22 protein-coding genes are annotated in these 23,761 nt (G+C 40.7%); 11 read left to right on the top strand and 11 right to left on the bottom strand.

What is annotated here, in order from left to right; all coding sequences use genetic code 11:
- Positions 1–25: 25 nt before the first annotated feature.
- A complete protein-coding gene (locus tag HLV59_RS17360) occupies positions 26–685 on the top strand; it encodes a riboflavin synthase (RefSeq protein ID WP_171430448.1) in 660 nt (219 codons plus the stop codon).
- A 58-nt stretch (positions 686–743) separates the two neighbouring features.
- On the opposite strand, the gene HLV59_RS17355 is transcribed toward HLV59_RS17360, so the two are convergent.
- From HLV59_RS17355 to HLV59_RS17340, 4 genes are all read right to left on the bottom strand, one after another.
- The gene (locus tag HLV59_RS17355; RefSeq protein WP_031947153.1) at positions 744–962 is read right to left on the bottom strand and encodes a hypothetical protein; all 219 of its coding nucleotides are present in this window, start codon (positions 960–962) and stop codon (positions 744–746) included.
- A gap of 137 nt (positions 963–1,099) precedes the next feature.
- Positions 1,100–1,729 carry a cell division protein BlhA gene (gene blhA, locus HLV59_RS17350; protein ID WP_171430447.1) on the bottom strand — a complete coding sequence of 210 codons (630 nt, stop codon included), beginning with the start codon at positions 1,727–1,729 and terminating at the stop codon, positions 1,100–1,102.
- A gap of 38 nt (positions 1,730–1,767) precedes the next feature.
- The gene (locus HLV59_RS17345; RefSeq protein ID WP_171430446.1) at positions 1,768–2,175 is read right to left on the bottom strand and encodes a DNA polymerase III subunit chi; all 408 of its coding nucleotides are present in this window, start codon (positions 2,173–2,175) and stop codon (positions 1,768–1,770) included.
- Positions 2,168–3,616, bottom strand: coding sequence for a leucyl aminopeptidase (locus HLV59_RS17340; protein WP_087090441.1), 1,449 nt, complete (start codon positions 3,614–3,616; stop codon positions 2,168–2,170). The genes HLV59_RS17345 and HLV59_RS17340 overlap by 8 nt, the downstream gene beginning before the upstream one ends.
- A 143-nt stretch (positions 3,617–3,759) precedes the next feature.
- On the opposite strand from HLV59_RS17340, the gene lptF reads away from it, so the two are divergent.
- From lptF to HLV59_RS17320, 4 genes are all read left to right on the top strand, one after another.
- The gene (lptF, locus tag HLV59_RS17335) at positions 3,760–4,860 is read left to right on the top strand and encodes an LPS export ABC transporter permease LptF (protein WP_025470533.1); all 1,101 of its coding nucleotides are present in this window, start codon (positions 3,760–3,762) and stop codon (positions 4,858–4,860) included.
- On the top strand, positions 4,860–5,930 hold the full coding sequence (gene lptG / locus HLV59_RS17330) for an LPS export ABC transporter permease LptG (RefSeq protein ID WP_016144101.1): 1,071 nt from the start codon (positions 4,860–4,862) through the stop codon (positions 5,928–5,930). The genes lptF and lptG overlap by 1 nt, the downstream gene beginning before the upstream one ends.
- Before the next feature lie 126 nt (positions 5,931–6,056).
- Positions 6,057–7,604, top strand: a complete 1,548-nt coding sequence (gene gpmI, locus HLV59_RS17325) for a 2,3-bisphosphoglycerate-independent phosphoglycerate mutase (protein ID WP_016144102.1) — start codon at positions 6,057–6,059, stop codon at positions 7,602–7,604.
- A 15-nt stretch (positions 7,605–7,619) separates the two neighbouring features.
- On the top strand, positions 7,620–8,804 hold the full coding sequence (locus HLV59_RS17320; protein ID WP_031947156.1) for a S41 family peptidase: 1,185 nt from the start codon (positions 7,620–7,622) through the stop codon (positions 8,802–8,804).
- Between the two features lie 3 nt (positions 8,805–8,807).
- Here HLV59_RS17320 and HLV59_RS17315 read toward each other — a convergent pair whose 3' ends face one another.
- The 3 genes from HLV59_RS17315 to gacA are packed head-to-tail and all read right to left on the bottom strand — an operon-like array spanning position 8,808 to position 12,474.
- Positions 8,808–10,220 carry a sigma-54-dependent transcriptional regulator gene (locus tag HLV59_RS17315; RefSeq protein ID WP_171430445.1) on the bottom strand — a complete coding sequence of 471 codons (1,413 nt, stop codon included), beginning with the start codon at positions 10,218–10,220 and terminating at the stop codon, positions 8,808–8,810.
- A gap of 24 nt (positions 10,221–10,244) precedes the next feature.
- The gene (locus tag HLV59_RS17310; RefSeq protein ID WP_216606742.1) at positions 10,245–11,828 is read right to left on the bottom strand and encodes a sensor histidine kinase; all 1,584 of its coding nucleotides are present in this window, start codon (positions 11,826–11,828) and stop codon (positions 10,245–10,247) included.
- Positions 11,829–11,838: 10 nt separating this feature from the next.
- Positions 11,839–12,474: a response regulator transcription factor GacA gene (gene gacA / locus HLV59_RS17305; RefSeq protein ID WP_002121174.1), complete on the bottom strand. Its 636-nt coding sequence runs from the start codon at positions 12,472–12,474 to the stop codon at positions 11,839–11,841.
- Positions 12,475–12,686: 212 nt separating this feature from the next.
- Between gacA and pbpG the strand changes: the two genes are divergently transcribed.
- Positions 12,687–13,733 carry a D-alanyl-D-alanine endopeptidase PBP7/8 gene (gene pbpG / locus HLV59_RS17300; RefSeq protein ID WP_016144106.1) on the top strand — a complete coding sequence of 349 codons (1,047 nt, stop codon included), beginning with the start codon at positions 12,687–12,689 and terminating at the stop codon, positions 13,731–13,733.
- Positions 13,734–13,844: 111 nt separating this feature from the next.
- Here pbpG and thrC read toward each other — a convergent pair whose 3' ends face one another.
- The 4 genes from thrC to xerD all read right to left on the bottom strand — a co-directional run bounded on the left by thrC (position 13,845) and on the right by xerD (position 18,463).
- Positions 13,845–14,984 (bottom strand): threonine synthase, encoded by a 1,140-nt coding sequence (thrC, locus tag HLV59_RS17295; protein ID WP_002048893.1) that lies wholly within the window; start codon positions 14,982–14,984, stop codon positions 13,845–13,847.
- Between the two features lie 54 nt (positions 14,985–15,038).
- On the bottom strand, positions 15,039–16,340 hold the full coding sequence (locus tag HLV59_RS17290; protein ID WP_171430444.1) for a homoserine dehydrogenase: 1,302 nt from the start codon (positions 16,338–16,340) through the stop codon (positions 15,039–15,041).
- Positions 16,341–16,583: 243 nt separating this feature from the next.
- On the bottom strand, positions 16,584–17,396 hold the full coding sequence (locus tag HLV59_RS17285; protein ID WP_171430443.1) for a DsbC family protein: 813 nt from the start codon (positions 17,394–17,396) through the stop codon (positions 16,584–16,586).
- Between the two features lie 146 nt (positions 17,397–17,542).
- A complete protein-coding gene (gene xerD, locus HLV59_RS17280) occupies positions 17,543–18,463 on the bottom strand; it encodes a site-specific tyrosine recombinase XerD (RefSeq protein ID WP_031947160.1) in 921 nt (306 codons plus the stop codon).
- Positions 18,464–18,606: 143 nt separating this feature from the next.
- On the opposite strand from xerD, the gene HLV59_RS17275 reads away from it, so the two are divergent.
- The 5 genes from HLV59_RS17275 (at position 18,607) to ftsW (ending at position 23,717) form a co-directional block, all read left to right on the top strand.
- Positions 18,607–18,867: a FeoA family protein gene (locus HLV59_RS17275; protein WP_031946450.1), complete on the top strand. Its 261-nt coding sequence runs from the start codon at positions 18,607–18,609 to the stop codon at positions 18,865–18,867.
- On the top strand, positions 18,864–20,717 hold the full coding sequence (gene feoB, locus HLV59_RS17270) for a ferrous iron transporter B (RefSeq protein ID WP_062848693.1): 1,854 nt from the start codon (positions 18,864–18,866) through the stop codon (positions 20,715–20,717). The genes HLV59_RS17275 and feoB overlap by 4 nt, the downstream gene beginning before the upstream one ends.
- A 20-nt stretch (positions 20,718–20,737) precedes the next feature.
- Positions 20,738–20,989, top strand: a complete 252-nt coding sequence (locus HLV59_RS17265) for a DUF6587 family protein (RefSeq protein WP_016144111.1) — start codon at positions 20,738–20,740, stop codon at positions 20,987–20,989.
- Positions 20,990–21,149: 160 nt separating this feature from the next.
- Positions 21,150–22,496, top strand: a complete 1,347-nt coding sequence (gene murD / locus HLV59_RS17260) for a UDP-N-acetylmuramoyl-L-alanine--D-glutamate ligase (protein ID WP_057105142.1) — start codon at positions 21,150–21,152, stop codon at positions 22,494–22,496.
- 24 nt (positions 22,497–22,520) lie between these two features.
- A complete protein-coding gene (ftsW, locus tag HLV59_RS17255) occupies positions 22,521–23,717 on the top strand; it encodes a putative lipid II flippase FtsW (protein WP_016144113.1) in 1,197 nt (398 codons plus the stop codon).
- Positions 23,718–23,761 lie beyond the last annotated feature (44 nt).

Genomic DNA, 23,761 nt, shown 5'->3' with positions numbered 1-23,761 from the left:
TGTAAAAAGATTTGGAGATTGAGCCATGTTTACAGGCATTATTGAAAGTTTAGGTAAAGTTGAAAGCCTGCAAAGTGTAGGTGGTGATATACGTCTACGTATTCAGACTGATCTGGATATGTCTGATGTACATTTGGGTGACTCGATTGCAACCAATGGTATTTGTCTCACAGTGATTGAATGGGGCGATAACTGGTACGCAGCGGATGTTTCTCGTGAAAGTTTAAATCGAACGACTTTGGGTAACTGGAAAGTTGGGCAACGTGTCAATGTTGAAAAGGCAATGTTACCGACAACGCGCTTTGGCGGGCACATTGTAAGTGGTCACGTTGATGGCGTAGGTGAAATTACCGTAGTACGAGAAGACGCTCGTTCAATCTATTATGAAGTTACAGCACCAGCAGAACTTGCTAAATATTTGGCGGAAAAAGGTTCTGTAACCGTCGATGGAATTAGCTTAACGATTAACCACTTACGTGGAAATATTTTAAGCTTGAATCTGATTCCGCATACCGCAGAACGTACCAATATTGGAACGTGGCAAGTAGGCAGTAAAGTAAATCTTGAAGTTGATGTGTTAGCACGTTATATCGAGCGATTATTGCTGGGCGATAAAGCTGCCGAGCAAAAAACCGAGTCAAATATTAGTATGGCTTTTTTAGCTGAGAATGGTTTTTTAAAATAAAAGCTAGTTCATTAAAATAAAAAACCGAACACATGTTCCGGTTTTTTATTTTGAAAAATTAATGCTTGGTGAGAGTAACTGAGTGTGTGCCGACCCAAGCTTTATGATGTTGGGTGCGAGTAATCGTAAAGTCACCTTTTTCTGACGCTCGTGTCAGCAAGATTGAGAGCGAATTAAAGTCGTTATGACTCATATAAAGTTCTTGTGCTGAAAATGTCCATTGCTCGCCTTGATTAAGCTGCTCAAGTTGCTTTGAAATCTGATGCGGAATGTCCATTTTTACCCTCATTAATTATCTTAAAACACTACTTTTTATTCTTATAATCATTTGATCTATAAGAATAATATTTGTGTCTATTTTGTGACAAATAAGTGTCAGTTTTATGACAAAGAGGCTTTTAAAAGTTTACTTTTCTATTTTTCATCAGAAAACTTAGAATTTTTTAAGATATATTCAATTTCTTCTTGAGCTGCCGACTGTAGTTTGGCTCGGAAAGCCGTTACAGACTCTTCAATTAAGTTCTCAGCTTCAAGTTCTAAACGAATGCGTAAACTTTCAAGCTCAGATAAGATTTGGTCATCAGTAATACTAAGTTTTACGCCAGCAGAGTAATTGACTGCTGGTGTTTCGGGGTTTTTCTGATAACGTGCAGTTTGCTCTGTAACTTCTTGTTCTAACTGACTGCGGATGGTTTGAAGTGCTTCAGTCTGTTCACTAAATTGACGAACTTCATCGGCTTGCAATTGGGCAGCATAGGCCGCTTCTAACGCTCGTTTATCAGCAAGTGCTTTCTCTAAAGCAAGCTGACGACGAATACGTGCTTGCTCGATCAGCTCTGCTTTAAGGTCCGCGTAAGCTTTTTCAATTTTTTGCTGTGATTCTAACTGCGCTTTTTCGTCATTTAAAACCCAAAGCTGAATCGGAGTTTGAGGTTCTAATAAGTCGCAAATACGTGCCAGATCTTGTTGATAGGCATGACGGACAGCTTCAGGCGCATTTAACCATCTTTTTTTAAAATCTTGCCCGACATTTAATGCCACCATGCTTCTCCTTTGTTCAACAGTATTTACATTCTAGCGCGTTATAATTTAAAGGTCCGCGGTTCTATACCCAAACGGCGATACATTTTAAATTTTTCTCGACCAATTTGCTTGGCTGTTTCATTATTTTCAACAATTTCTATAATGTGGCTAAAATGCTCAACTTGTTCAAGTGCATGATTGTTAAAATTAAATGCCAATAAGCCTTGTTCAAGCGGTTGTTTAGCCGAAATACATACAGCAGCTTCAGCTTGATCAATCCCATGCGCAATGAAACTTACAGGGTCGAAATCCCATAATCTTTCATCAAGAGTTTGTTGTAGCTGCACATCTGGGCAATACCACCAGATTTTAGGATGCTTCTGTAAAATCTTTCGGCATAAACGGCAAGCACTATCGACTTGCCGTTCTTCACTGGTTTCAAACAGATAAAAACTAACTTTAGCCATTCGTATTTACACGATTCGCTAAAAATTGCATGAGTAATGGTACTGGACGCCCTGTTGCGCCTTTAGCTGGGCCAGATAACCATGCTGTTCCTGCTACATCTAAATGAGCCCAGCGATACTCGCGTGTAAAGCGTTCAAGGAAACAAGCTGCCGTAATCGCACCGCCGTATGGACCGCCAATGTTTGCAATATCCGCAAATGGTGAATCAAGTAATTCTTGATAATCTTCAATCACTGGCATACGCCATACACGGTCAAATGATTGCTCACCTGCTTGTTGGAGTTCAGCTGCTAAAGCATCATCAGGTGAGAACAAACCACTAAGCACTTTACCTAAAGCGACTACACATGCACCTGTTAAGGTCGCAATATCGACCACAACTGCCGGATTGAAGCGTTTGATATAGGTCAATGTGTCACACAGTACTAAACGGCCTTCGGCATCAGTATTTAAGATTTCAACAGTTTGGCCGCTCATGGTTGTCACAATATCGCCCGGACGGGTTGCTTTACCTGAAGGCATGTTTTCTGCGGCTGCAATTGCTCCAACGACATGAATCGGAAGTTTCGCTTCGCATAGCGCACGAATAGTACCTAGTACAGAGGCTGCACCGCACATATCGAACTTCATTTCATCCATGCCGAGGCCCGGTTTTAAAGAAATGCCGCCTGTATCAAAAGTAACGCCTTTACCAACCAGCACAACAGGCGCTTGATCGATTCCAGCTTGGTATTCGAGTGTTACGATACGACCCGGACGTTCAGATCCTTTGCTGACTGCAAGAAAAGCATACATGCCTAAATCAGCCATTTGCTGCTCATTTAAGACAGTAACTTTGAGTAAGTCTGGAAATTCTGCAGCTAAAGCTAATGCTTGTTCTGCTAAATATTCAGGGAAACAAATGTTACCTGGACGGTTTCCGAGGTCACGTGCATACGACTGACCAGACTGTACGGCATGCACTAAAGCCAGTTGTTTTTCATCGAGGCTAGTCGTTGAACTAATTAAATCAACCTGTTGTAACACAAATTCATTTTTTTTCGATTTAAACTCATCATAACCATAAGCTGCTTGAGTTAAGCTTAAAGCGAATAAATAATGGTATTCGACAGGTAACGCAGCAATATCAATCGCGATATGCTTAAATTTATTTTGTGTCGATTTGATAATGGTTTGGGCAAGTTTAGCGAGCTTAACCGCCTGAAGTTCGACTGTTTTTCCTAAGCCAAGTAATTGGCCATGAGGTTGATTTGAAATCTGACCGAATAAAGGCAGAGTTTCATTGAAGTTGCCTTTGAATTGGGTGGCAGTAAGGACGCTTTCTAGGTTATTGATTTGATATGTGTTGATGTTGCTTTGTAGCTGTTCTGAATCAACTAAAACCCACAAAGATTCATTAGATGTCTGTTCGGGAAAAGTTGTATAAGTTGTAAATTTCATGGCTGCCGTGATTGCCTATAGAAAGTTATGTTGGATTAAAACATTGAAACACTTTCAAGCATAGCGTTGCAATGTGCGGTTTTATATTTTTAACATTCGGGTAAACTAGCACACGTCCCGATTAGCCTTTTGGAAGTATTACTTTGATTATTCGGCGTTATCTCGTCAAGCAAGTTGTCTCTACCTCATTGGTGGTCATTTCTTTACTGACCCTAATCATGATGGGTGGTCGTCTGATCAAATACTTTGGTGTGGCGGCGCAGGGGCGTTTAGATGCCGGTATCTTGTTTAGCATCATTGGATATCGTTTACCTGAATTTCTAACACTCATCTTACCACTGGGTCTTTTCATTGGTTTAATGTTGGTGTTTGGTCGTTTATATGTTGACCATGAAATGGCTGTATTGAATGGTAGTGGTGTAAGCCGTCATCAATTAGCGCGATTACTCATTCCAATGACCCTTGTTTATATGGTGTGTCAGTCTGTGCTGATGCTTTGGATGACGCCGTGGGGACTACGTGAGTTTGAAAAGCTGACAACTACACAAGCAGTGCGTACAGGTTTCGATTTGGTTCGGCCAAGAGAATTTATTTCTTCTGGTCCATATACGATCTATGCAGGTTCATTGTCAGAAGACCGAAAGAATTTGAAAGACATTTTCTTTTATCAGCGTGCTGCTAAAGAAGATAAGCCAGATGTTATGATTTTGGCAAAAGAAGCGACTCGAGTAGAAGTTGCAAATGACACCGCCAATGTCGTTGATTTGGTACAAGGCCGTCGTTATGAAATATTCCCAGGACAACCAAAATATACACAAGCAGAGTTTCAGTCTTATCGTCTACGTTTAGAAAATGACAAAGACGTTAAGTTTGAAAGTGGCGATGTAGAGGCTCTATCAACAACAAAACTTTTTTCAAAAACGAATGATCCAGTCATTAGAAGTGAGTTGGGATGGCGTTTATTTGGGCCATTTACCATTGTTATTGCGTTAATGCTATCAGTGGCATTGTCTGAGGTGAGTCCACGACAAGGCCGTTATTACCGTCTTATTCCGGCGATTTTTATTTTTTCCAGTCTGATCGTATTAATGATTGCAATCAAGACTCGTATTAGTAAAGAAGAACTCGATATTTGGGCTTATCCTGCCGTGTTAGTTGTTTACGGTGTTGCTGCCGCCTTATTCTCACGTAAGCAAAAGTTAGGACCAAAAATCAAGAAACAGATCAAGCGAGTGAAATTATAATGTTAGCACGTCGAATAGTCGCCAAATATGTGACGAAAACCACTGCGCTTGCGATGTTTGGCACCACAGTTGTTTTGTCCATTCTACAGGTCTTATTTACATATCTTGGCGAGTTGGGTGAGCTTAAACCAGACTATAACGCATGGCAGGCTCTCATCTATGTTTTGTGGGGAGCTCCTCGCTATCTCTATGAAATTTTACCTATTTCTGCCTTGATTGGGGCTGTGATTGGGTTAGGTTCATTGGCAACAAGTAGTGAACTCATTGTTATGCGTTCAGTGGGTGTTAGCTTATGGCGTATTGTCGGTTGGGTGATGCGCTCAGCTTTACTGCTTATTATTTTGTCGTTTGCTTTAAGTGAGTGGGTTATCCCTTATACCAATGAAAAAGCACAAAGTGTTAAAAGCCATCGTTCAGTAGCTGCTTTAGGTGAAGTTAAAGGGTATTGGTCTCGTGAAGGGCAGCGCTTTATCTATATCGATTATGCTAATTCGCAGGGTAACTTAAAAGACATTCAAGTGGTCGATTTTGATCAAAACTATTACTTGCAGTCATTAATTAATGCTCAGCAAGGACAGTTTATTAAAAATGGTCAGTGGGCTTTGAAAAAAGCTGAACAAATGGACATTTTGGCGGCAGGAAATGCCATCAAAACTGATCATGAAGAACAATCGCTTGCTTTAGCATTACAGCCCAAATATGTGCATATGGTGACTTTAGATCCTGAAGATCTATCACCAAGCCAACTGATTAGCTTTATGCGTTATATGGATGAATATAGTCAGGTGCCAAAGACTTACCAATTGGCTTTCTGGCAAAAAGTTGCTTCGCCATTTTCACTTATCGCATTAGTACTCGTAGCGTGTTCTTTTATTTTTGGACCATTACGCCAACAATCGATGGGTTTCCGTTTGGTGATCGCATTGTTTATTGGTTTGAGTTTCTATTATTTACAGGACTTTTTGGGGTATGCGAGCTTGGTTTATTCTCCATCTCCAGCATGGTTCGTACTTGTACCTATCTTGTTAATGTTTGGTGCTGGAAGTTATTTGCTTTACCGCGCTCGTTAGTAATAAATGATATTTATGGTTTTCATCAATCGCGGATATTGGTGAAAGCCATAGGAATAAATAGAGTCTTGACCGAAAATTCGGTAAGATATTGTGACGAAATTGTAGACAAAAGAGAAATTGATTATGACGGATGCAACTGCTGGCAAGATCCCTCACGTTCTGGTCATTATGGATGGTGTTGGACACCGTGAAGCGATTGAAGATAATGCTTTTCTTGCAGCAAAAACACCAAATTTGGCGGCAATGAAAGCCAAGCATCCGAATAGTCTAATTTCTGGTTCAGGTGAAGATGTTGGATTGCCTGATGGTCAAATGGGGAACTCTGAAGTCGGCCATATGAATCTTGGGGCTGGCCGTGTGTTATATCAAGACTTTACCCGTATTACTAAAGATATCCGTACTGGTGACTTTTTCAAACACGAAGTGTTGATCGACGCTGTTGAAAAAGCCAAAGCTGCTGGTGGTGCTGTCCATATTATGGGACTACTTTCAGAAGGTGGCGTCCATTCACATGAAGATCATATTGTGGCGATGTGTGAGCTTGCATTAAAACGCGGTGCAAAAGTTTATTTACACGCTTTCCTTGATGGTCGTGATACACCTCCACGCAGTGCTCAGCCTTCTTTAGAAAAACTAGATGCATTATTTGCTCAATATCCAGGCCAAGGCCGTATCGCAACTATGATTGGTCGCTACTTTGCAATGGACCGTGACAACCGTTGGGATCGTGTTGAGCAAGCTTATCGCTTGTTAACCGAAGGTGAAGCACTTCGTACTGCACAAACTGCAGTTGAAGGGTTAGAGCTAGCTTATGCAGCCAATGAAAATGATGAGTTTGTAAAAGCGACTCGTATTGGTGATATCGCTAAAGTTCAAGACGGTGATAGTGTTGTATTTATGAATTTCCGTGCTGACCGAGCTCGTGAAATTACTCGCGCATTTGTAGAGAAAGACTTTGCTGGTTTTGAACGCAAAGTTGTACCCAACCTTTCTAAATTTGTGATGTTAACGCGTTATCAGGCGAGCATTGATGCACCAGTTGCATATATGCCAGAAGCCCTTAAAAATTCATTGGGCGAATATTTATCTTCTTTAGGTAAAACTCAGTTACGTATTGCCGAAACTGAAAAATATGCTCATGTAACATTCTTCTTTAGTGGTGGTCGTGAAGATGAATATCCGGGTGAAAAGCGTATTTTAATTCCATCTCCAAACGTTGCGACATATGACCTTAAGCCCGAAATGAGTGCTTATGAAGTCACTGATGAGTTAGTTCAAGCAATTAATTCGGGTGAATACGACTTATTAGTTGTGAACTATGCGAATGGCGACATGGTCGGTCATACGGGTGTATTTGACGCTGCGGTTAAAGCGGTTGAAGCGGTTGATACTTGCTTAGGTCGTGTCTATGAAGCAGTGATGGCGAAAAAAGGCCATATGCTCATTACTGCTGACCATGGTAATGTTGAACAAATGCAAGACTACGAAAGTGGGCAAGTACACACTCAACATACAACCGAGCTTGTACCGTTTATCTATGTTGGCCCAACACAAGCAACAATTGCAGAAGGTGGTGTGCTTGCAGACGTAGCACCGACAATTCTCAATTTAATGCAGATTCCTGTTCCTGCCGAAATGCAAGGACGTAATCTGATTACACTATCTGCATAAGTTAAAGGTGATTGGATGCTGCAACACATTAAATATAAAAAACTTATTGTAAGTATGTTGCTGTGTTGCAGCCAATTTACTTTTGCAGCGCCAGTTGTAAAAGAAAAAATGTCACCTTTGCACCCTGATTCGGAAGAACCGGAACATAGCTATGCAGAGGTGCCGATTGAATCGATTCAACAGTTTGTGCAAATCTATGGAATCGTTCGAGATAACTATGTTGACGTGAAGTCTGACGATGCCTTGTTTCAACAAGCCATAAAAGGATTGGTGAGTGGGTTGGATCGTTATTCGCGTTATTTGTCGGCAGAAGAATATCGCCAATTGATTCAATATACCGAAGGTGATCTTGCTTCAGTTGATTTCGCCTTAACCCCTGAATCACATCTCCATAAATGGATGATTCGTGATCTTAAAACAGGTTCTGATTCCTATAAATTAGGTTTGCGAAATGGTCAGACGATTCTCAAAATTGATAACCAAGATTTAAAAAATTTAAACCAAGATCAGGTGCTTGGACTACTTTACGGTTCTATCGGAAGTACACTTCAAGTACAAGCAGAAGAACTCAGCGGAAATATTAACTTAGTCCGTAATAAAAAAATAGAAACCGATATAGAACCTGTAATGTTACATAATCAGGTACTCGTACTAAAAATTAGAGTATTCCAGCAAGACACTGCTAATGAAATTAAAAGATTAATTGAAGAAAATAGCTCTCCACGTTTAAAGGCTGTTTTAATCGATTTGCGAAACAATCCGGGTGGGTTGTTATCGGCAGCAGTTGAGTCGGCAGATTTATTTTTAAATAACGGAATTATTGTTTCAACCAAAAGCCGTTCGGAAGGTAACCAGCAGTTTCAGGCGCTACCGGGCAATGAATTCCAGAATATAAAACTGGGTATATTAATTAATCACCGGTCTGCATCGGCAGCAGAAGTTTTTACTGCGGCCATGAAAGAACACCAACGTGCTTGGGTGATGGGTGAAAAAAGCTATGGAAAAGGCGTAGTACAAAAGCTATTTCCTTTACCAAGTGGAGCCGCTCTACAAATGACGGTCTCACATTACTACACGCCAAATGGCAATATGATTGAAGGGCAGGGTATTCAACCTAACCAGACCTATCCATTGCCTGCAGAAATGAAAGAAGATGTATATTTAGAGCGCGTTGCAGATTTATTCCTAAAGAGGAAGTAATTTTTATACTTCCTCTCCCATTTCGGTATCCAAACCAAACTTTTTGAGTCGATAGCGCAAAGAACGGAATGTCATTCCCAGCTTTTTAGCTGCCAAAGTTCGATTCCAATGCGTCATGTTTAATGCATTCAGTAAAATATCTTTTTCGATATTTTCTAAGTAGCGTTCTAAACCTTCCATTGGAAATTTTGGATGAGTCTGAACATTTGGTGTTTGATTTAATTGTTTCGTTACGATTTGGGGGCTCGCACTACTAGCTCTCAGGGGAGGTGCTAAATGTGTTAAATCAATACATTCATCCTCACTTAAAGTAATAGCTCGTTCAATCATATTTCTTAATTCACGCACATTACCCGGAAAGTCTTGCTGTAATAAATAAGTTTCAGCACTCGCCGTTAATTGCTTGTTTGAAATTCCCCATTCCGTACAAACCTTTTGAATAAAATGGTTGGCCAATAGCAAAATATCTCCACCGCGGTCACGCAGTGGCGGCAGCATAATATCCATAACATGAATACGGAAAAATAAGTCCTGACGGAATTTACCTTGTTGGACTAACACATCTAAATCTTGGTGACTCGCACTAATTACTCGAAAATCAACATCAATTTCCTGATCAGAACCTACTGGGCGAATTTTTTTCTCTTGTACTGCGCGAAGCAATTTAACTTGCATGGTTAACGGCAATTCGGCAATTTCATCTAAAAATAAACTGCCGCCGTGTGCCGATAAAATAAGACCTTGTTTGTCTTGAGTCGCGCCAGTAAAGCTCCCTTTTTTATGCCCGAAAAGTTCACTTTCCATGAGCTCAGTTGGGATTGCTCCACAGTTAATTGCAATAAATGGTCCTTCACTGCGGTTGCTTAAGCGGTGAATAAGATTGGCAACAACTTCTTTACCCGTACCAGACTCGCCTGTAACAAATACAGGCGCTTGGGAGCGGGCTATTTTTTTAATAGCTGTCCGTAAGTTTTGTATAGGTGGTGAACGCCCAATTAATAAGTCATTTTCTAATGTTGTTTCACCAAACTCATGCTCTGGTTTTGGCTGGTTAAGTGCCTTTTTTAACAACTGATCTAAATGAATTTGGTTAATCGGTTTGCTGACAAAATCAAAAGCTCCCGCTTTTAATGCAGCAATTGCAATGTCCATATTTCCGTATGCAGTTAAAACTGCAATGGGGGTGTGGGGGTAAGTTTGAGAAACATGTTTAACCAATTCTAAACCACTACCGTCAGGTAGATTTAAATCGGTCAAGCATGCATCGTAATGAAACTGAGTAAAGAGTTGTTTGGCCTGTTCAACCCGATAAGCAAGATGTGTCTTAATCCCCATTCGTGCAAGAGTCATTTGCATTAACAGGCACAAATCTTCTTCATCGTCTACAAGCAAAACGAGTGGTTGCTGTTCTGCCATTTCCCCAAAAACCTAATAAAAAAATCAATATATTATTGGGCACGCTATTCGGAAGCATGCCCCTTGTTTTTGCTCTACATAAGTGAGCTTTGCATGGTTTGCCTCACAAAAACTATGAGACAAATATAATCCTAAACCAGTTCCATTAATTTCGGTACTAAAAAATGGTTTAAATAATTGAGATATATCACGTTTTGAAACCCCTTCACCGTAATCGATCACATCAATATAGATTTTATTTGTATAGATTTTATTTGTTTGTGAATGAATATTGATCAGAACATAGGGCGAGTCGGGTGCATTGTGTCGTAAAGCATTTCTAACTAGGTTAATCAGCACTTGTCTGAGCTGCTTTTCATCAAACAATATCTTTAAAGATAAATCAGAGCTTCTAAGCTGGATCGCATGTTTAACATCAGATAAATCTTCATCTAATAACGTTTTTATGAAGTCGTTTAATTCAATCTGGATTGGATATGTTCTTTCACTACGGGCAAGCCCTAACGTGTCTTGAACAATACTATCAATGCGTTTGGTTTGCTTGCCAATCATATTGCGTAAAGTATTTTGTTGTTCTAAATCACTGTCTTTAAGTAGTTCATTTGCTTGCACAATCGCTGCAAGAGGATTACGGATTTCATGGGCAATACTTGCTGAGAGTTGCCCTAAAGCGGCAAGTTTGAGTTGTTGAGCTTGCTGATTAATTTGCTGCGCATCTTGTAAAATGAGTAGTGTCAACGCTTGTTGTGGTACTAAAAGATGCTGCACTTTAATATTAATAGAGTAGGCCGAAAGCCGAGACTCAAAAATAAATCGGTCACCTTCTTTTAGGTTATCAAACTTAAGAATTTCAAATAAGTCAGCATGCCATTTAGCTAAGGGATATTTTTCACTGGCAAATTGAGGTGGAATCCCTAAAAGTGAACATGCTGCTGGGTTGCTTAAAACAATGTTGTAGTTTTCATCTAGAACTAAATAGCCCTCTTCAATTTGTTCCAAAATATAGCGGTTAATATTTTGTAATTGATAGAGTTCTATTGATTGGTGGAAAGTCAGTGCCTCAAGTAACTTAAAGCGCTGGACCGCAATTTGTCCGATGCCGTGTACCACGAAAAACAAGAAAGCCAATAAGGCGCTGTTACCAATCGTATTTAAATTATTGTAGTCAAATAAACTGCCAACGAAGCGTTGGTAAATAACCGCAATAACTGCAAGTAATGTAATGACCAGCGACATTCTTGCGCTAAGTAAAATGGCCGAAGTAAATATAGCAATAACATATAGTAAGCTGAGTTGAAGATTTGGTTCACCTACAGAAAATGTAAGTAAACTCAGACAAATAACATCAACTATAAAAAATAAAACAAGCTGGCGTGTTGCCTGAGTAGCAACAAACTTAAAGCATAAAAGTTGAAGAAGGCTTAAGAGCGAATAGCCGAGTAGTGTGTAAGAATATAAAGCGGGTTGTTGTAGACTAGTGTCGATTTGAGCATCGGTTAAAACCAAAATAATATTCAGGCTAACCGCAATAATAAGGCGATATAAACCATACCACGTGCCCAAACGAAAAATCGTATGGGACAAGGATGAGTTTACGGGAAATTGCATGTAAGTCTGATTAAGGTTTGATCAGACCGTAACGAATCGCAAGGTGAGTTAATTTAACGTCACTATCAATGGCTAGCTTTTCAAAAATACGGTAGCGGTAAGTATTCACTGTTTTGACACTTACAAAAAGTTTGTCTGCAATTTCTTGAGCGCTAATACAATTTACAACCATCATTGCAACTTGCATTTCACGTTCAGAGAGAGAATCAAAAGGCGATTGCTGTGTATCGGATAAATATGAGCTCGCTAACTGCTCAGCAATATCTGCACTGAAGTATTTACCACCTTGCATCACTTTGTTGATTGCGCGAACCATTTCTGTAATTGGAGCACCTTTGGTGATGTAGCCTTTAGCTCCTGCTTTAAGCAAAAGAGAAGGGTAAGGCTCTTCTGCTAAACCACTGACTGCAATCACTTTTGTATCTGGTGCAGTTTGCAGTAAACGGCGAGTTGTTTCTACGCCCCCGATGCCTGGCATGTTGACATCAAGTAGCACAACTTGAGGATGTTTCTGACGAACAATAGCAATTGCTTCTTCACCCGATTCGGCTTGTCCAATGACCTCTACATCGGCATGATCTTCTAACATACGGCAGATACCTGTACGTACAAGTTCATGGTCATCCACAACTAAAACTGTAATCAAGAAGACCTCCTTTCTTTCAAAAAACAAGTTTTTTGTTACATAAAGCAAAATTAGCTTGCAATGGAATGACAAAATTAGCAATCCTATTCTTATATAGTGAGCGAATAGTTGTGCACAATTGTGTCGGTAAAAGCGTTATACCTTATACCTCAAATGTAAGGCATAATTATAGTAAGCGCAAATGTGTATCACCCTGAGTCGAGTATTGTGCCGTGAAAAATTCTAAAAAGTCTTTAATGCATGTGCTAAGCATGTCTATTTTGCTTAGTTTGAGTTCAACAAGCTTTGCAGAACTCGTCAATAACCCGTCCTCAGGGAATAGTGGTACTGCAAGCTTAAATTGGTCTTCAGCTGATGCTAGCCAATTTTTAAATGATGAAGATGACGAACCTACTCCGCAAGGTTCAACATCGGTAACCACAACTTTACGTGGTAGTAGCGCACCGAAAATTGTAGCATCTGCACCTAGAGTTGCTCCAATCCGTGATACGTCTGGTTACAATGCCCAGCCGAGTGTAAGCGCTCGAGCTGCACTTGTAATGGACGCGCAAACTGGTGAAGTGCTCTACAGTAAAAATACTAACGCTTCTGTGCCAATTGCATCTATTACAAAAGTGATGACAGCGGTTGTAACGGCGGATGCCCGTTTAAACATGTCTGAAGAAATTACACTTGAGCAAATTGACTTTGCTGGAGCTGGTGGGAAAAACTCAAGTTCAACACTTCGTGTTGGCGACAAGATGAACCGTGCAGAAGTTCTTCTGTTTGCTTTAATGAAATCTGAAAACCCTGCAGCAGCTGCCTTAGCACGTACTTATCCAGGTGGTCGTCCTGCATTCGTAGCTGCAATGAATGCTAAAGCTCGTGCTTTGGGGATGAATTCGACTCATTACTATGAATCAACTGGTCTAGATCCACGTAATGTATCTTCGGCACGTGATTTAGGTATTTTGGTAAGTACCGCATCTCAATATGGTTTGATTCGTCAATTCTCAACTACACCGACTTATGACTTTAATTTAGGTTATCGTGTATTGAAATCTAATAATACCAATGCCCTAGTGCGTAATGGTGGTTGGAACATTAACCTGTCAAAAACTGGATATATTAATGAAGCAGGTCGCTGTGTTGTGATGCACACGACTGTAAACTCACGTCCGGCAGTTATTGTATTGCTGGGTGAGCCAAGTACACAGGCACGTAATAATGATGCAACTAACTTATTGGGTTGGTTAAGTAATTTACCAAAACGTATTTAAGCTCAATATTCTAAAAAACGCTTCTATCAAGAAGCGTTTTTTTATGGCGTTTAAAATTTTTCCATAAAAAAACGGCTGTTTAATGCAGCCGTTTTTTTGAAAAATCAGATCTTACATATTAGATAAAATCGAATCTTTTACTTGGTCCATTGTTGCATCAATTGACAACATAACTGCATCAGCACATTGTTTGATTGCAGTGTCAGGATCTTTCAAACCATTACCAGTTACTGTACATACAATTACAGAACCTTCAGCAATTTTACCCGCTTTAATATCGCGAATCGCACCACCAATAGAAGCAGCAGATGCAGGCTCAACAAATACGCCTTCATACATAGAAAGTAAGCGTTGAGCTTCTAAAATTTCGCTGTCTTGAAGTTCATCAAACCAGCCTTTAGAGTCACGTACTACAGCTTTTGCATGGTTCCAGCTTTGTGGGTTACCAATACGGATTGCAGTTGCAACTGTTTCAGGGCTTTCAACTGGAGCACCGCGTAAGAATGGAGCTGCGCCAGAAGCTTGGTAACCTACCATGGTTGGTAAACCTTCTGGTTTTGGACCAGTGAATTGATCAGTAGCTGCATCATAAATCACTTGTTCAAACTGATCAGCAGGTTGATTTGCTACAGCTTCGGTATAACCCATCCAGTGAGCGGTGATGTTACCTGCGTTACCTACAGGTAAGCAGTGGTAATCAGGTGCACGGCCTAAAGCTTCAACGATTTCATAAGCAATAGTTTTTTGACCTTGCAAACGGTAAGGGTTGATTGAGTTTACAATCGTTACAGGCGCTTGATCAGCGACTTCTTTTACAAGACGCATACCATCATCGAAATTACCACGAATTTGCATAGTGATTGCACCATACATCATCGCTTGTGCCATTTTACCCATCGCAATTTTGCCTTCTGGAATCAAAACAAATGCTTTGATACCTGCACGTGCAGCATAGGCAGCAGCAGCAGCAGAAGTGTTACCAGTAGAGGCACAGATAATCGCTTTAGAGCCTTCTTCAACCGCTTTGGTTACAGCCATGGTCATACCACGGTCTTTAAATGAACCAGTTGGGTTTAAACCCTCGTATTTCACATAAATTTCAACATCTTTGCCAATAATACGTGGAATATTCTCAAGTTTAATGAGTGGGGTGTTGCCTTCACCCAAAGAGATAGCACGAGTAGTTGCCGAAACTGGCAAACGGTCACGATAACGATCTACAAGACCAGTATAACGATTGGCATTAGACATGATGGTGTTCCAATTAGAGGTGAAGCGGGAGAGGGAATCTTTCCCTCAACCTGATTAACTATCGAGCGATTCTAAACGAATTCTTACGATTTCGCCACGAATTGCTGGTAATGCTTGGATTTGTGCAAGAGCATCATCCATTTTAGATTCAATGATTGGATCGGTCAGAATCACGATTGGAATAAGGTCTTTTAAACGAGATTGTTGCATAATCGCATCAATACTAATTCCAGCGCGACTTAAGATGGTCGTCACATCTGCTAGTACGCCAGTTTGGTCTTCTGCATTTAAGCGAATGTAATAACCTGTGGTCATTTCTTCACGGCTTAAAATAGGCACATTTGTTAATGCTTCAAAAGCCAACTGAGGAATTGTTCCTGCGCCGTCTTCGGTGTAAGAGATGTCGCGAACAATATCAATAACATCGGCAACAACCGCAGAAGCTGTAGGACCTGCGCCTGCACCAGCGCCGTAATAGAGTGTTGGACCTACGGCATTGGCTTGAACTAAAACAGCATTTTTAACGCCGTTTACATTCGCAATAAGCTGTTCATCTGGAATAAGTGTTGGGTGAACACGTAACTCAATACCTTTTTCAGCACGACGTGCAATACCGAGATGTTTAATGCGGAAACCAAGATCTTCTGCATATTTCACATCTTGTGCAGTGATTTTGCTGATACCTTCGGTATAAACCTTATCAAATTGAAGAGGAATACCAAACGCACAAGACGCTAAAATTGTAAGCTTATGCGCAGCATCAATACCCTCAACGTCAAAAGTTGGGTCTGCTTCTGCATAACCGAGTTCTTGAGCTTCTTTTAATACATCATCAAATGCACGACCTTTCTCACGCATTTCAGTCAGAATAAAGTTACCTGTACCATTAATAATACCTGCCAACCATTCGATATGGTTTGCAGCTAGACCTTCACGGATAACTTTAATAATTGGAATACCGCCAGCAACTGCTGCTTCATAAGCAATTTGCACAGCATTGTCTTCTGCTGCTTTAAATAATTCATTGCCATGTTCAGCGAGTAGTGCTTTGTTTGCAGTCACGACTTGTTTGCCGTGTTTGATCGCTTCCATGATAATTTCATAAGCAGGGTGGATCCCACCCATGACTTCTACAACTACATCAACGTCTGGTTGACGAACGATGTCAAGTAAATCGGCGCTTTGTTTAATCCCTTCTAATTCAAGATCAGGACGAGGGCGGCGGGTTCCAACGTGGGTAATTTGAATTTCTCGACCGGTGCGACGTTTAATTTCAGCGGCATTTTCTTGTAGTAGTTTAAGGGCTCCTCCACCTACGGTTCCTAGACCGAGTATTGCCAGGCGAACTGGTTTCACGTCACACTCCATTCATCATTTAATCATTTAGTTGAAGCTAGATCATAGCTAAAAAAAACGCCAGACTCTAGCGCTTTTAGTGCTTGTTCAATGAATTAGAGTGCGATGTTTGGAAAAGAAGAGTAGATCAGTCTTTAAACAGAGGTTGGTTAAATATTAATTATTGAAAAAACAAAGCGCTGCAATCAGAGCAGCGCTTTTTAAAAGAGATAGATGATTAATCATTCATCAGCTTAAAGGATGTTATTTATCCAGACGTTTAATTAATTCATCTGGTGTTAGATATCCACCTAAGTACTCACCATCAACATTGTAAATCGCTGGTGTTCCATTTACGCCCATGTTTAAGCCAAGTTGATATTGTTCACGAACAGGGTTTTTACATTGAGCAGGTGGGATATTAATACCTTGTACTGCTTGGTTAAAGGCAGCTTTACGATCTGTACTACACCATACGGCTTCCATAGTCGGCATAAACTGTTCACCGCGTGGCCAAGCGATATAGCGCACCTCAATACCTTTTTCATTAATTTCAGGTAAGTGCTCATGTAGCTTATGGCAATAAGGACAGCTTGCATCGGTAAACACATAAATCACATGTTTCGCCTTACCTTTAGCTGGGTAAACAATTAAATCTTCATTTTTTAAAGCAGCCAGATGCTTTTTATTTTCTGATGCTTGAAGGGTGTCTCCGATATTATGAAGCTCTTTACCACCTAAACGGATGACATCACCTTGAATCAGGTATTTGCCATCACTGGTTGTATAAATCGACGTCATTCCTTCGAGATTTACCCAATATAAGTTAGGAACTTCTGTAGGCTTGATATCTAAAATTTTGACATTGATGTTTGCATTCTTAAATTGTTTTTGCAAAGTCTCAATTAAACGCTGTTTGGCATTGCGTTCAATAATGGTTGAAGCTTCCCCAGTAGCAGGTGCGGTCGCAGTGAGCGCATCTTCTTTTTGTGGTTTGTTTTCTTTAGAACAAGCACTGAATAACAGGCTAGAAGCCAAAGCACAGGCAAGAAAAAGTTGAGATCGGGTAAAAGACATAGATAACCCTTATTTCATCAGTATTTATAGTCAGAAGCTGCTAAGCATAACAAAAAATCTAGCGTGTATTGTTAAAACTTTCTTAACCTTTGTGAACGCAATCAAGTGATTGTTAGGCTTATTTCAAATAATAAGTTTTAAATTTTTTAACCTCTAGGGTGATGTTTTTCATGCAATTGTTGCATTCTTACTTGTGCCACATGTGTGTAAATTTGCGTAGTGGATAAGTCGCTATGACCTAGTAACATTTGTACTACGCGTAGGTCCGCACCGTGATTGAGCAAGTGTGTTGCAAAGGCGTGACGTAAGGTGTGAGGCGAAAGTTCAGCTTGAATATTGGCTTGTAAGGCGTAACGCTTAATGGCATACCAGAAGTTTTGACGACTCATAATTCCGCCATGTTGAGTTAAAAAGAGATAGTCCGTCGCGCTTTTGTAGAGTTGAGGCCGAGCATCATGCAAGTAACGTTCTACCCATTCACAAGCAAACTGTCCTAACGGGACCAAACGCTCTTTATTACCTTTACCGGTAATTCGTAAATAACCTTGTTTTAAATTAATGAGTTCTAGGCGTAAGTTAAGTAGTTCTGAAACACGTAAACCGCAGGCATAAAGTACTTCAAACATTGCCCGATCACGTAAACCGAGTGCCGTATCAATATCAGGAGCCTGAATCAGTGCTTCGACATCTTCCTCTGATAGATCTTTGGGTAAGGCTCTGCCAATTTTTGGAGAATGATGGGTTGCTACAGGATTATCACTTCGTAGTTTCTGTTCACGTAAAAATTTGTAAAACTGGCGTAGGGCAGATAAGCAGCGGGCGATCGAACGCGGGCTTTTTCCGACTTTAGTCAACTCAATCAAAACATCTGCAATATCATCACTTGTCCACTCTGGAAGAGCCGATTTTTTATGAAGATCGCTGCATTGAATAAGGTCGGATAAATAAGCGTTACGTGTATGTGGACTGACTGTCTGAGCAACCAGATAGTCGCGAAAACCTTGTAAAAAGCTTAAATGTTCAGGAATTTGAACAGGGCTTGGAATACGCGGTTTTTTATTCAACATACACTAGATCCTCTAAACCTCTGTACTGTAAAAGAAACTTTAAGGTTTGTCGATTAAACTGAATAAGAAGTGAAATTTAACCTTATTTGGTAATTATTCTCATTTATATGTATACTATTAAAAAAGGTTTAGGATCGGATGCGGTGCGTTTATCAGCTTTAAAAGTGAAGCAAGCGGCGACCATCACCAAAGTGAATCGGATAGAAGTAGAGTCCGAACAAGATTTGGTCGCAATTCGTTTGGAAAGTCTGGGTTTTGTACCAGGCACACGAGTGGAAGTGATCACCAAGGGTATTTTTGGTGGTGATCCGATCTTGATCCAAATTGGCTTTACTCGCTTCGCTTTACGTAAAGCAGAAGCGGAAAAAATTGAAATTCAAATAGAAGAAGGAGTACCCGCATGAGTGATGCGTTACGTATTGCCCTTGTGGGAAACCCTAACTGTGGTAAAACCTCTCTTTTTAACCATTTAACTGGAACTCGACAAAAAGTTGCAAACTATGCGGGTGTAACGGTTGAGCGTAAGGTTGGTCATTTTCAGTTGCCTTCAGGCCGAGCAGTACGTGTACTTGATTTACCGGGTACATATAGTCTTAATGCGACCAGTCCTGATGAAGCTATTACCCGTGACGTTTGTTTAGGTCAAATTGCAGAAGAAGGTCAGCAAGATGCTTTCTTATGTGTGGTTGATGCCACTAATTTAAAATTGCATCTAGGATTGGTGCTCGAAATGATCGAGCTAGGTCGTCCGATTTTACTTGTACTGAATATGATGGATGAAGCACGTCGTCGTGGCATCCAAATTAATACTCAAAAGCTCTCCCAGCGTTTGGGTGTGCCCGTTGTTGAAACTGTTGCCGTCCGTAATGCGGGTATTGAAAATTTATTACATGCTCTTGATCAAGAAAAATACAGTGTGCCACAGACTGAACTTAGTGGTTTAACTGGGACTCATCATCAAAAAATCGATATGATTTTTAAAGATGTGGTTCATTATGTTGATCAGGGAGATAAGCGTACTGATTTTCTAGATCGAATTTTCTTACATCCAGTTTTAGGTCTACTTAGCCTTGCTATCATGATGTTTATTGTGTTCCAAGCAGTTTTTGCATGGGCAGCTCCCTTCATGGATGGCATCGAAGGCTTCTTCGGTTGGCTGGGTGAAGTCATAGGAAGTGTGATTACACAGCCACTACTGCATAGTTTGGTGGTTGACGGAATTATCGCGGGTGCTGGTGGCGTAGTGGTGTTCTTGCCACAAATTTTGATCTTGTTCTTCTTCATTTTAGTACTCGAAGAATCAGGTTATTTACCGCGTGCAGCATTTTTGCTTGATAAATTAATGTTCCAAGCTGGCTTAAGTGGCCGTGCTTTCATTCCTTTACTTTCAAGCTTTGCTTGCGCCGTACCGGGAATTATGGCAACGCGTAGTATTAGTGACCCTCGTGATCGTTTTACGACCATTATGGTTGCACCTTTAATGACTTGTTCGGCACGTTTACCTGTATATGCCTTGCTGATTGCTGCATTTATTCCAGAGAAAATAGTATGGGGTATTTTCAACCTACAAGGTTTGGTACTTTTCGGTCTGTATATGGCTGGTATTGTGAGTGCGCTTTGTGTTTCATTTTTAATGAAGTTTTTGCAAAAAGATAAGTCACAGCATGCTTTATTGCTAGAGCTACCAAGTTATCGCTTCCCTGATTTGAAAAGTGTGGGAATCGGTTTGTTGGATCGTGCAAAGATCTTCTTGAAGCGTGTCGGTGGAATTATTTTTGCGCTCTCTATTTTGCTCTGGTTTTTGTGTACTTTCCCACAACCACCAGAAGGAGCGACATTACCTGCTATAGATTATAGTTTTGCGGGTATGCTGGGGCATCTTATCCAACCTTTATTTGCTCCAGTTGGTTTTAACTGGCAAATCTGTATTGCTTTAATTCCTGCGATGGCAGCTCGTGAAGTTGTGGTGGCTGCATTAGGTACGGTTTATGCCTTGTCTGCAACAGATGACGATGCTGTGGCACAAGGTCTGTCGCATCTGATTAGTGCAGATGGAACAGGTTGGTCTTTGGCAACAGGTTTATCACTTTTAGTGTGGTTCATTTATGCCCCACATTGTTTGGCAACATTGGCAACGGTACGCCGTGAAACAGGTTCATGGAAACATGTTGCAGCTATGACTGCATATCTGTTTGGTTTAGCTTATTTTGCATCGTTTGTTACCTATCAAATTGCTTCCCACTATTGGGGTTAAAGCAATAAAGGAGGTTGTATATGGTTCAATATCTGATCATTGCGGTTTTAGTGATTTGGAGTGCTGTATTTGTTTTTAAGAAAGTATTTCCAAAAACAGCAAACTCAGTCTTTTCTTCACTCTCTCTATTTTGCGAAAAGCAGGGTTGGACGACTTTGGCAAAATGGCTTAAACCAAAAATGACCTTTGGTTGTGCTGGAGGCTGTGGCTGTTCAAGCGAAGATAAACCTAGCAATACAGTTCAAGAAATTAAGCCGATTAAATGGCAGTAAATTCACCATTTCTTGTTTCGTTTAAAAAGCCATCATATTGATGGCTTTTTTACGCACTGACACAAAAAAAGATGAATAAAGTTCAAACTGAAAAAGCATTCAAAACAGCAAAGTGCTAACATTTTTGCCATTCTGTCGATTGATAAATTGTGGGGCAAAAATGTTAATACAACGTGGTGGGTTAAAAGTTGTCGCAGGCTTGGGAATCTCAGGCGTTTCTGCTGTAAATTTCCTGCATGAACAAGGCTACCAAGTTGCAGTAACAGACTCTCGTCCCACGCCGCCAGGGCATGATCAGATTCCGGCGGGAGTAAAGACAAGTTTCGGTCAACTTGACCAAGAGTTATTATTACAAGCAGAAGAAATTATTTTAAGCCCGGGCCTTGCACCACAATTACCAGAAATTCAGGCAGCTATTGCTCAGGGGATATCGGTAGTAGGGGATATTCAATTATTACGCCGTGCAACTGATGTGCCGATTGTGGCGATTACAGGTTCCAATGCGAAAAGTACGGTAACGACTTTAATTGGTTTAATGGCTAAAGATGCAGGTAAGAAAGTTGCTGTGGGTGGCAATCTTGGACGCCCAGCTCTAGATTTATTAAAAGATCAACCTGAATTAATTATACTTGAGCTATCAAGTTTTCAGTTGGAAACCACGTCTCACTTGAATGCTGAAGTTGCTGTGGTTCTGAATATGAGTGAAGACCATTTAGACCGTCATGGCAATATGTTGGGTTACCATCAAGCCAAACACCGTATTTTCCAAGGTGTTAAAAAAGTAGTATTTAACCGTGATGATGCTTTAAGCCGCCCCCTTGTTCCAGATACAACACCAATGCAAAGCTTTGGTTTAAATGCACCAGATTTAAATCAATATGGTGTTTTAAGAGATGGTGATGGCACGCTTTGGCTTGCACGCGGTTTGCAGCGTTTAATCAAAAGCTCAGATTTATATATTCAAGGCATGCACAACGTAGCTAATGCTTTAGCTTGCCTAGCATTAGGTGAAGCAATTGGTCTGCCTATGGAATCGATGCTTGAGACTTTAAAACAATTTAAAGGATTAGAGCACCGCTGTGAATATGTAAAGACTGTGCATGATGTGCGCTATTACAATGACTCTAAAGGTACCAACGTTGGTGCTACGCTTGCAGCGATTGATGGTTTAGGCGCTGCAATTGAGGTTAAAAAAGGTAAGGTTGCCTTGATTTTAGGTGGGCAAGGTAAAGGTCAAGATTTTGCTCCATTGCGTTCTTCTATCGAAAAATATGCCAAAGTTGTGGTATTGATTGGTGAGGATGCTCCGGTGATTGAACAAGCCATTCAAGGTGCAACCAAAATTTTACATGCAGCAACGCTTAAAGAAGCTGTAGAGCTGTCTCAACGTGAAACACAAGCTGAAGATGTGGTGTTGTTATCACCAGCATGTGCAAGTTTTGATATGTTTAAAAGTTATAATGATCGTGGTCAGCAGTTTGTTGCCTGCGTCAATTCGTTGGTTTAAAGAAAACATGATTAGGAATGTAGTATGGCAGGCTTAGCTCAGACCACAATCCAGAAAATCAATCATTGGTATGAACGGATATTGCCTAAATGGCCAGCGGAAGTGACGCCACGTAATGTCCTGATTTTCTGTGTCGTTGCATTATTGTGTATCGGTTCAGTGATGGTTGCATCTGCTTCGATGCCCTATGCTGAATATATGCATGAAAATCCGTTTCACTATGTGATTCGTCATGGTATTTCGATTGTCGCTGCGGGTGTGGTGGCTTATTTGACCTATCGGATATCACTTAATACTTGGTTTAAAAATACCTTTCCGCTGTGGCTATTAACCATGGTTCTGTTGCTTGCTGCTTTGGTGGTGGGTTCGGAAGTCAACGGTTCTACACGTTGGATTAAGATTGGTGGCTTTACCTTGCAACCAACCGAGGTTGCCAAAGTCATGATGGCGATCTTTACCGCAGACTACGTGGTGCGCCGTGCCAAAGAGGTTCGTACTCATTGGAAAGGCTTATTGCGTTTAAGTGGGGTTATGGCAATTACGGTCGGTTTGATTATTGCTGAGCCTGACTTAGGGGCAACGGTCGTTATTGTCATGATGATGGTTGGGGTGTTCTTTTTAGCTGGTGCGCCTCCAACTCAGTTCTTAATCATGCTTGGTGCGATTGTCACGGGTATTGTGTTTTTGATCTTATTTGAACCCTACCGTTTCCAACGTTTGATTTCGTTTACCGACCCATGGGCAGATCCGTTAGGTGTGGGTTATCAGTTATCAAATGCCTTAATGGCTTTTGGTCGTGGTGAGTGGTTTGGTACAGGCTTAGGGCATAGTGTACAAAAACTATCTTATTTACCTGAAGCGCATACTGACTTTATGTTGGCAGTGTTAGGGGAAGAGTTTGGTTTCGTAGGGATTTCCATTGTCATTGCTTTGTCTTTCTTGATGCTAGCATGTTGTATCAAAATTGGTCACCGTGCTTTGAAACATCATTACCTTCGCGCAGGCTATTTAGCTTACGGTATTAGCATTATTTTCTTGCTCCAGATCTTGGTAAATGCGGGCATGAATATGGGCTTGATGCCGACTAAAGGTTTGACTTTGCCATTCATTAGTTATGGTGGTACGTCTTTAATGATGTGTGCTGCGATGATTAGTTTAATCTTAAAGATTGATGCTTCAACCCAAGAAGTCAACCCAGAACGAGAAGAGTCGAACTTCTAATTGAGTATTTAGAAGTTTAAAAAAGCCCGATTTGATATCGGGCT

It is taken from the genome of Acinetobacter lactucae (assembly GCF_013122135.1).
Taxonomy (GTDB): Bacteria; Pseudomonadota; Gammaproteobacteria; order Pseudomonadales; family Moraxellaceae; genus Acinetobacter; species Acinetobacter lactucae.
The sequence above is the reverse complement of the archived record's forward strand: the minus strand, read 5'-3'. Positions and strand labels throughout refer to the sequence as shown.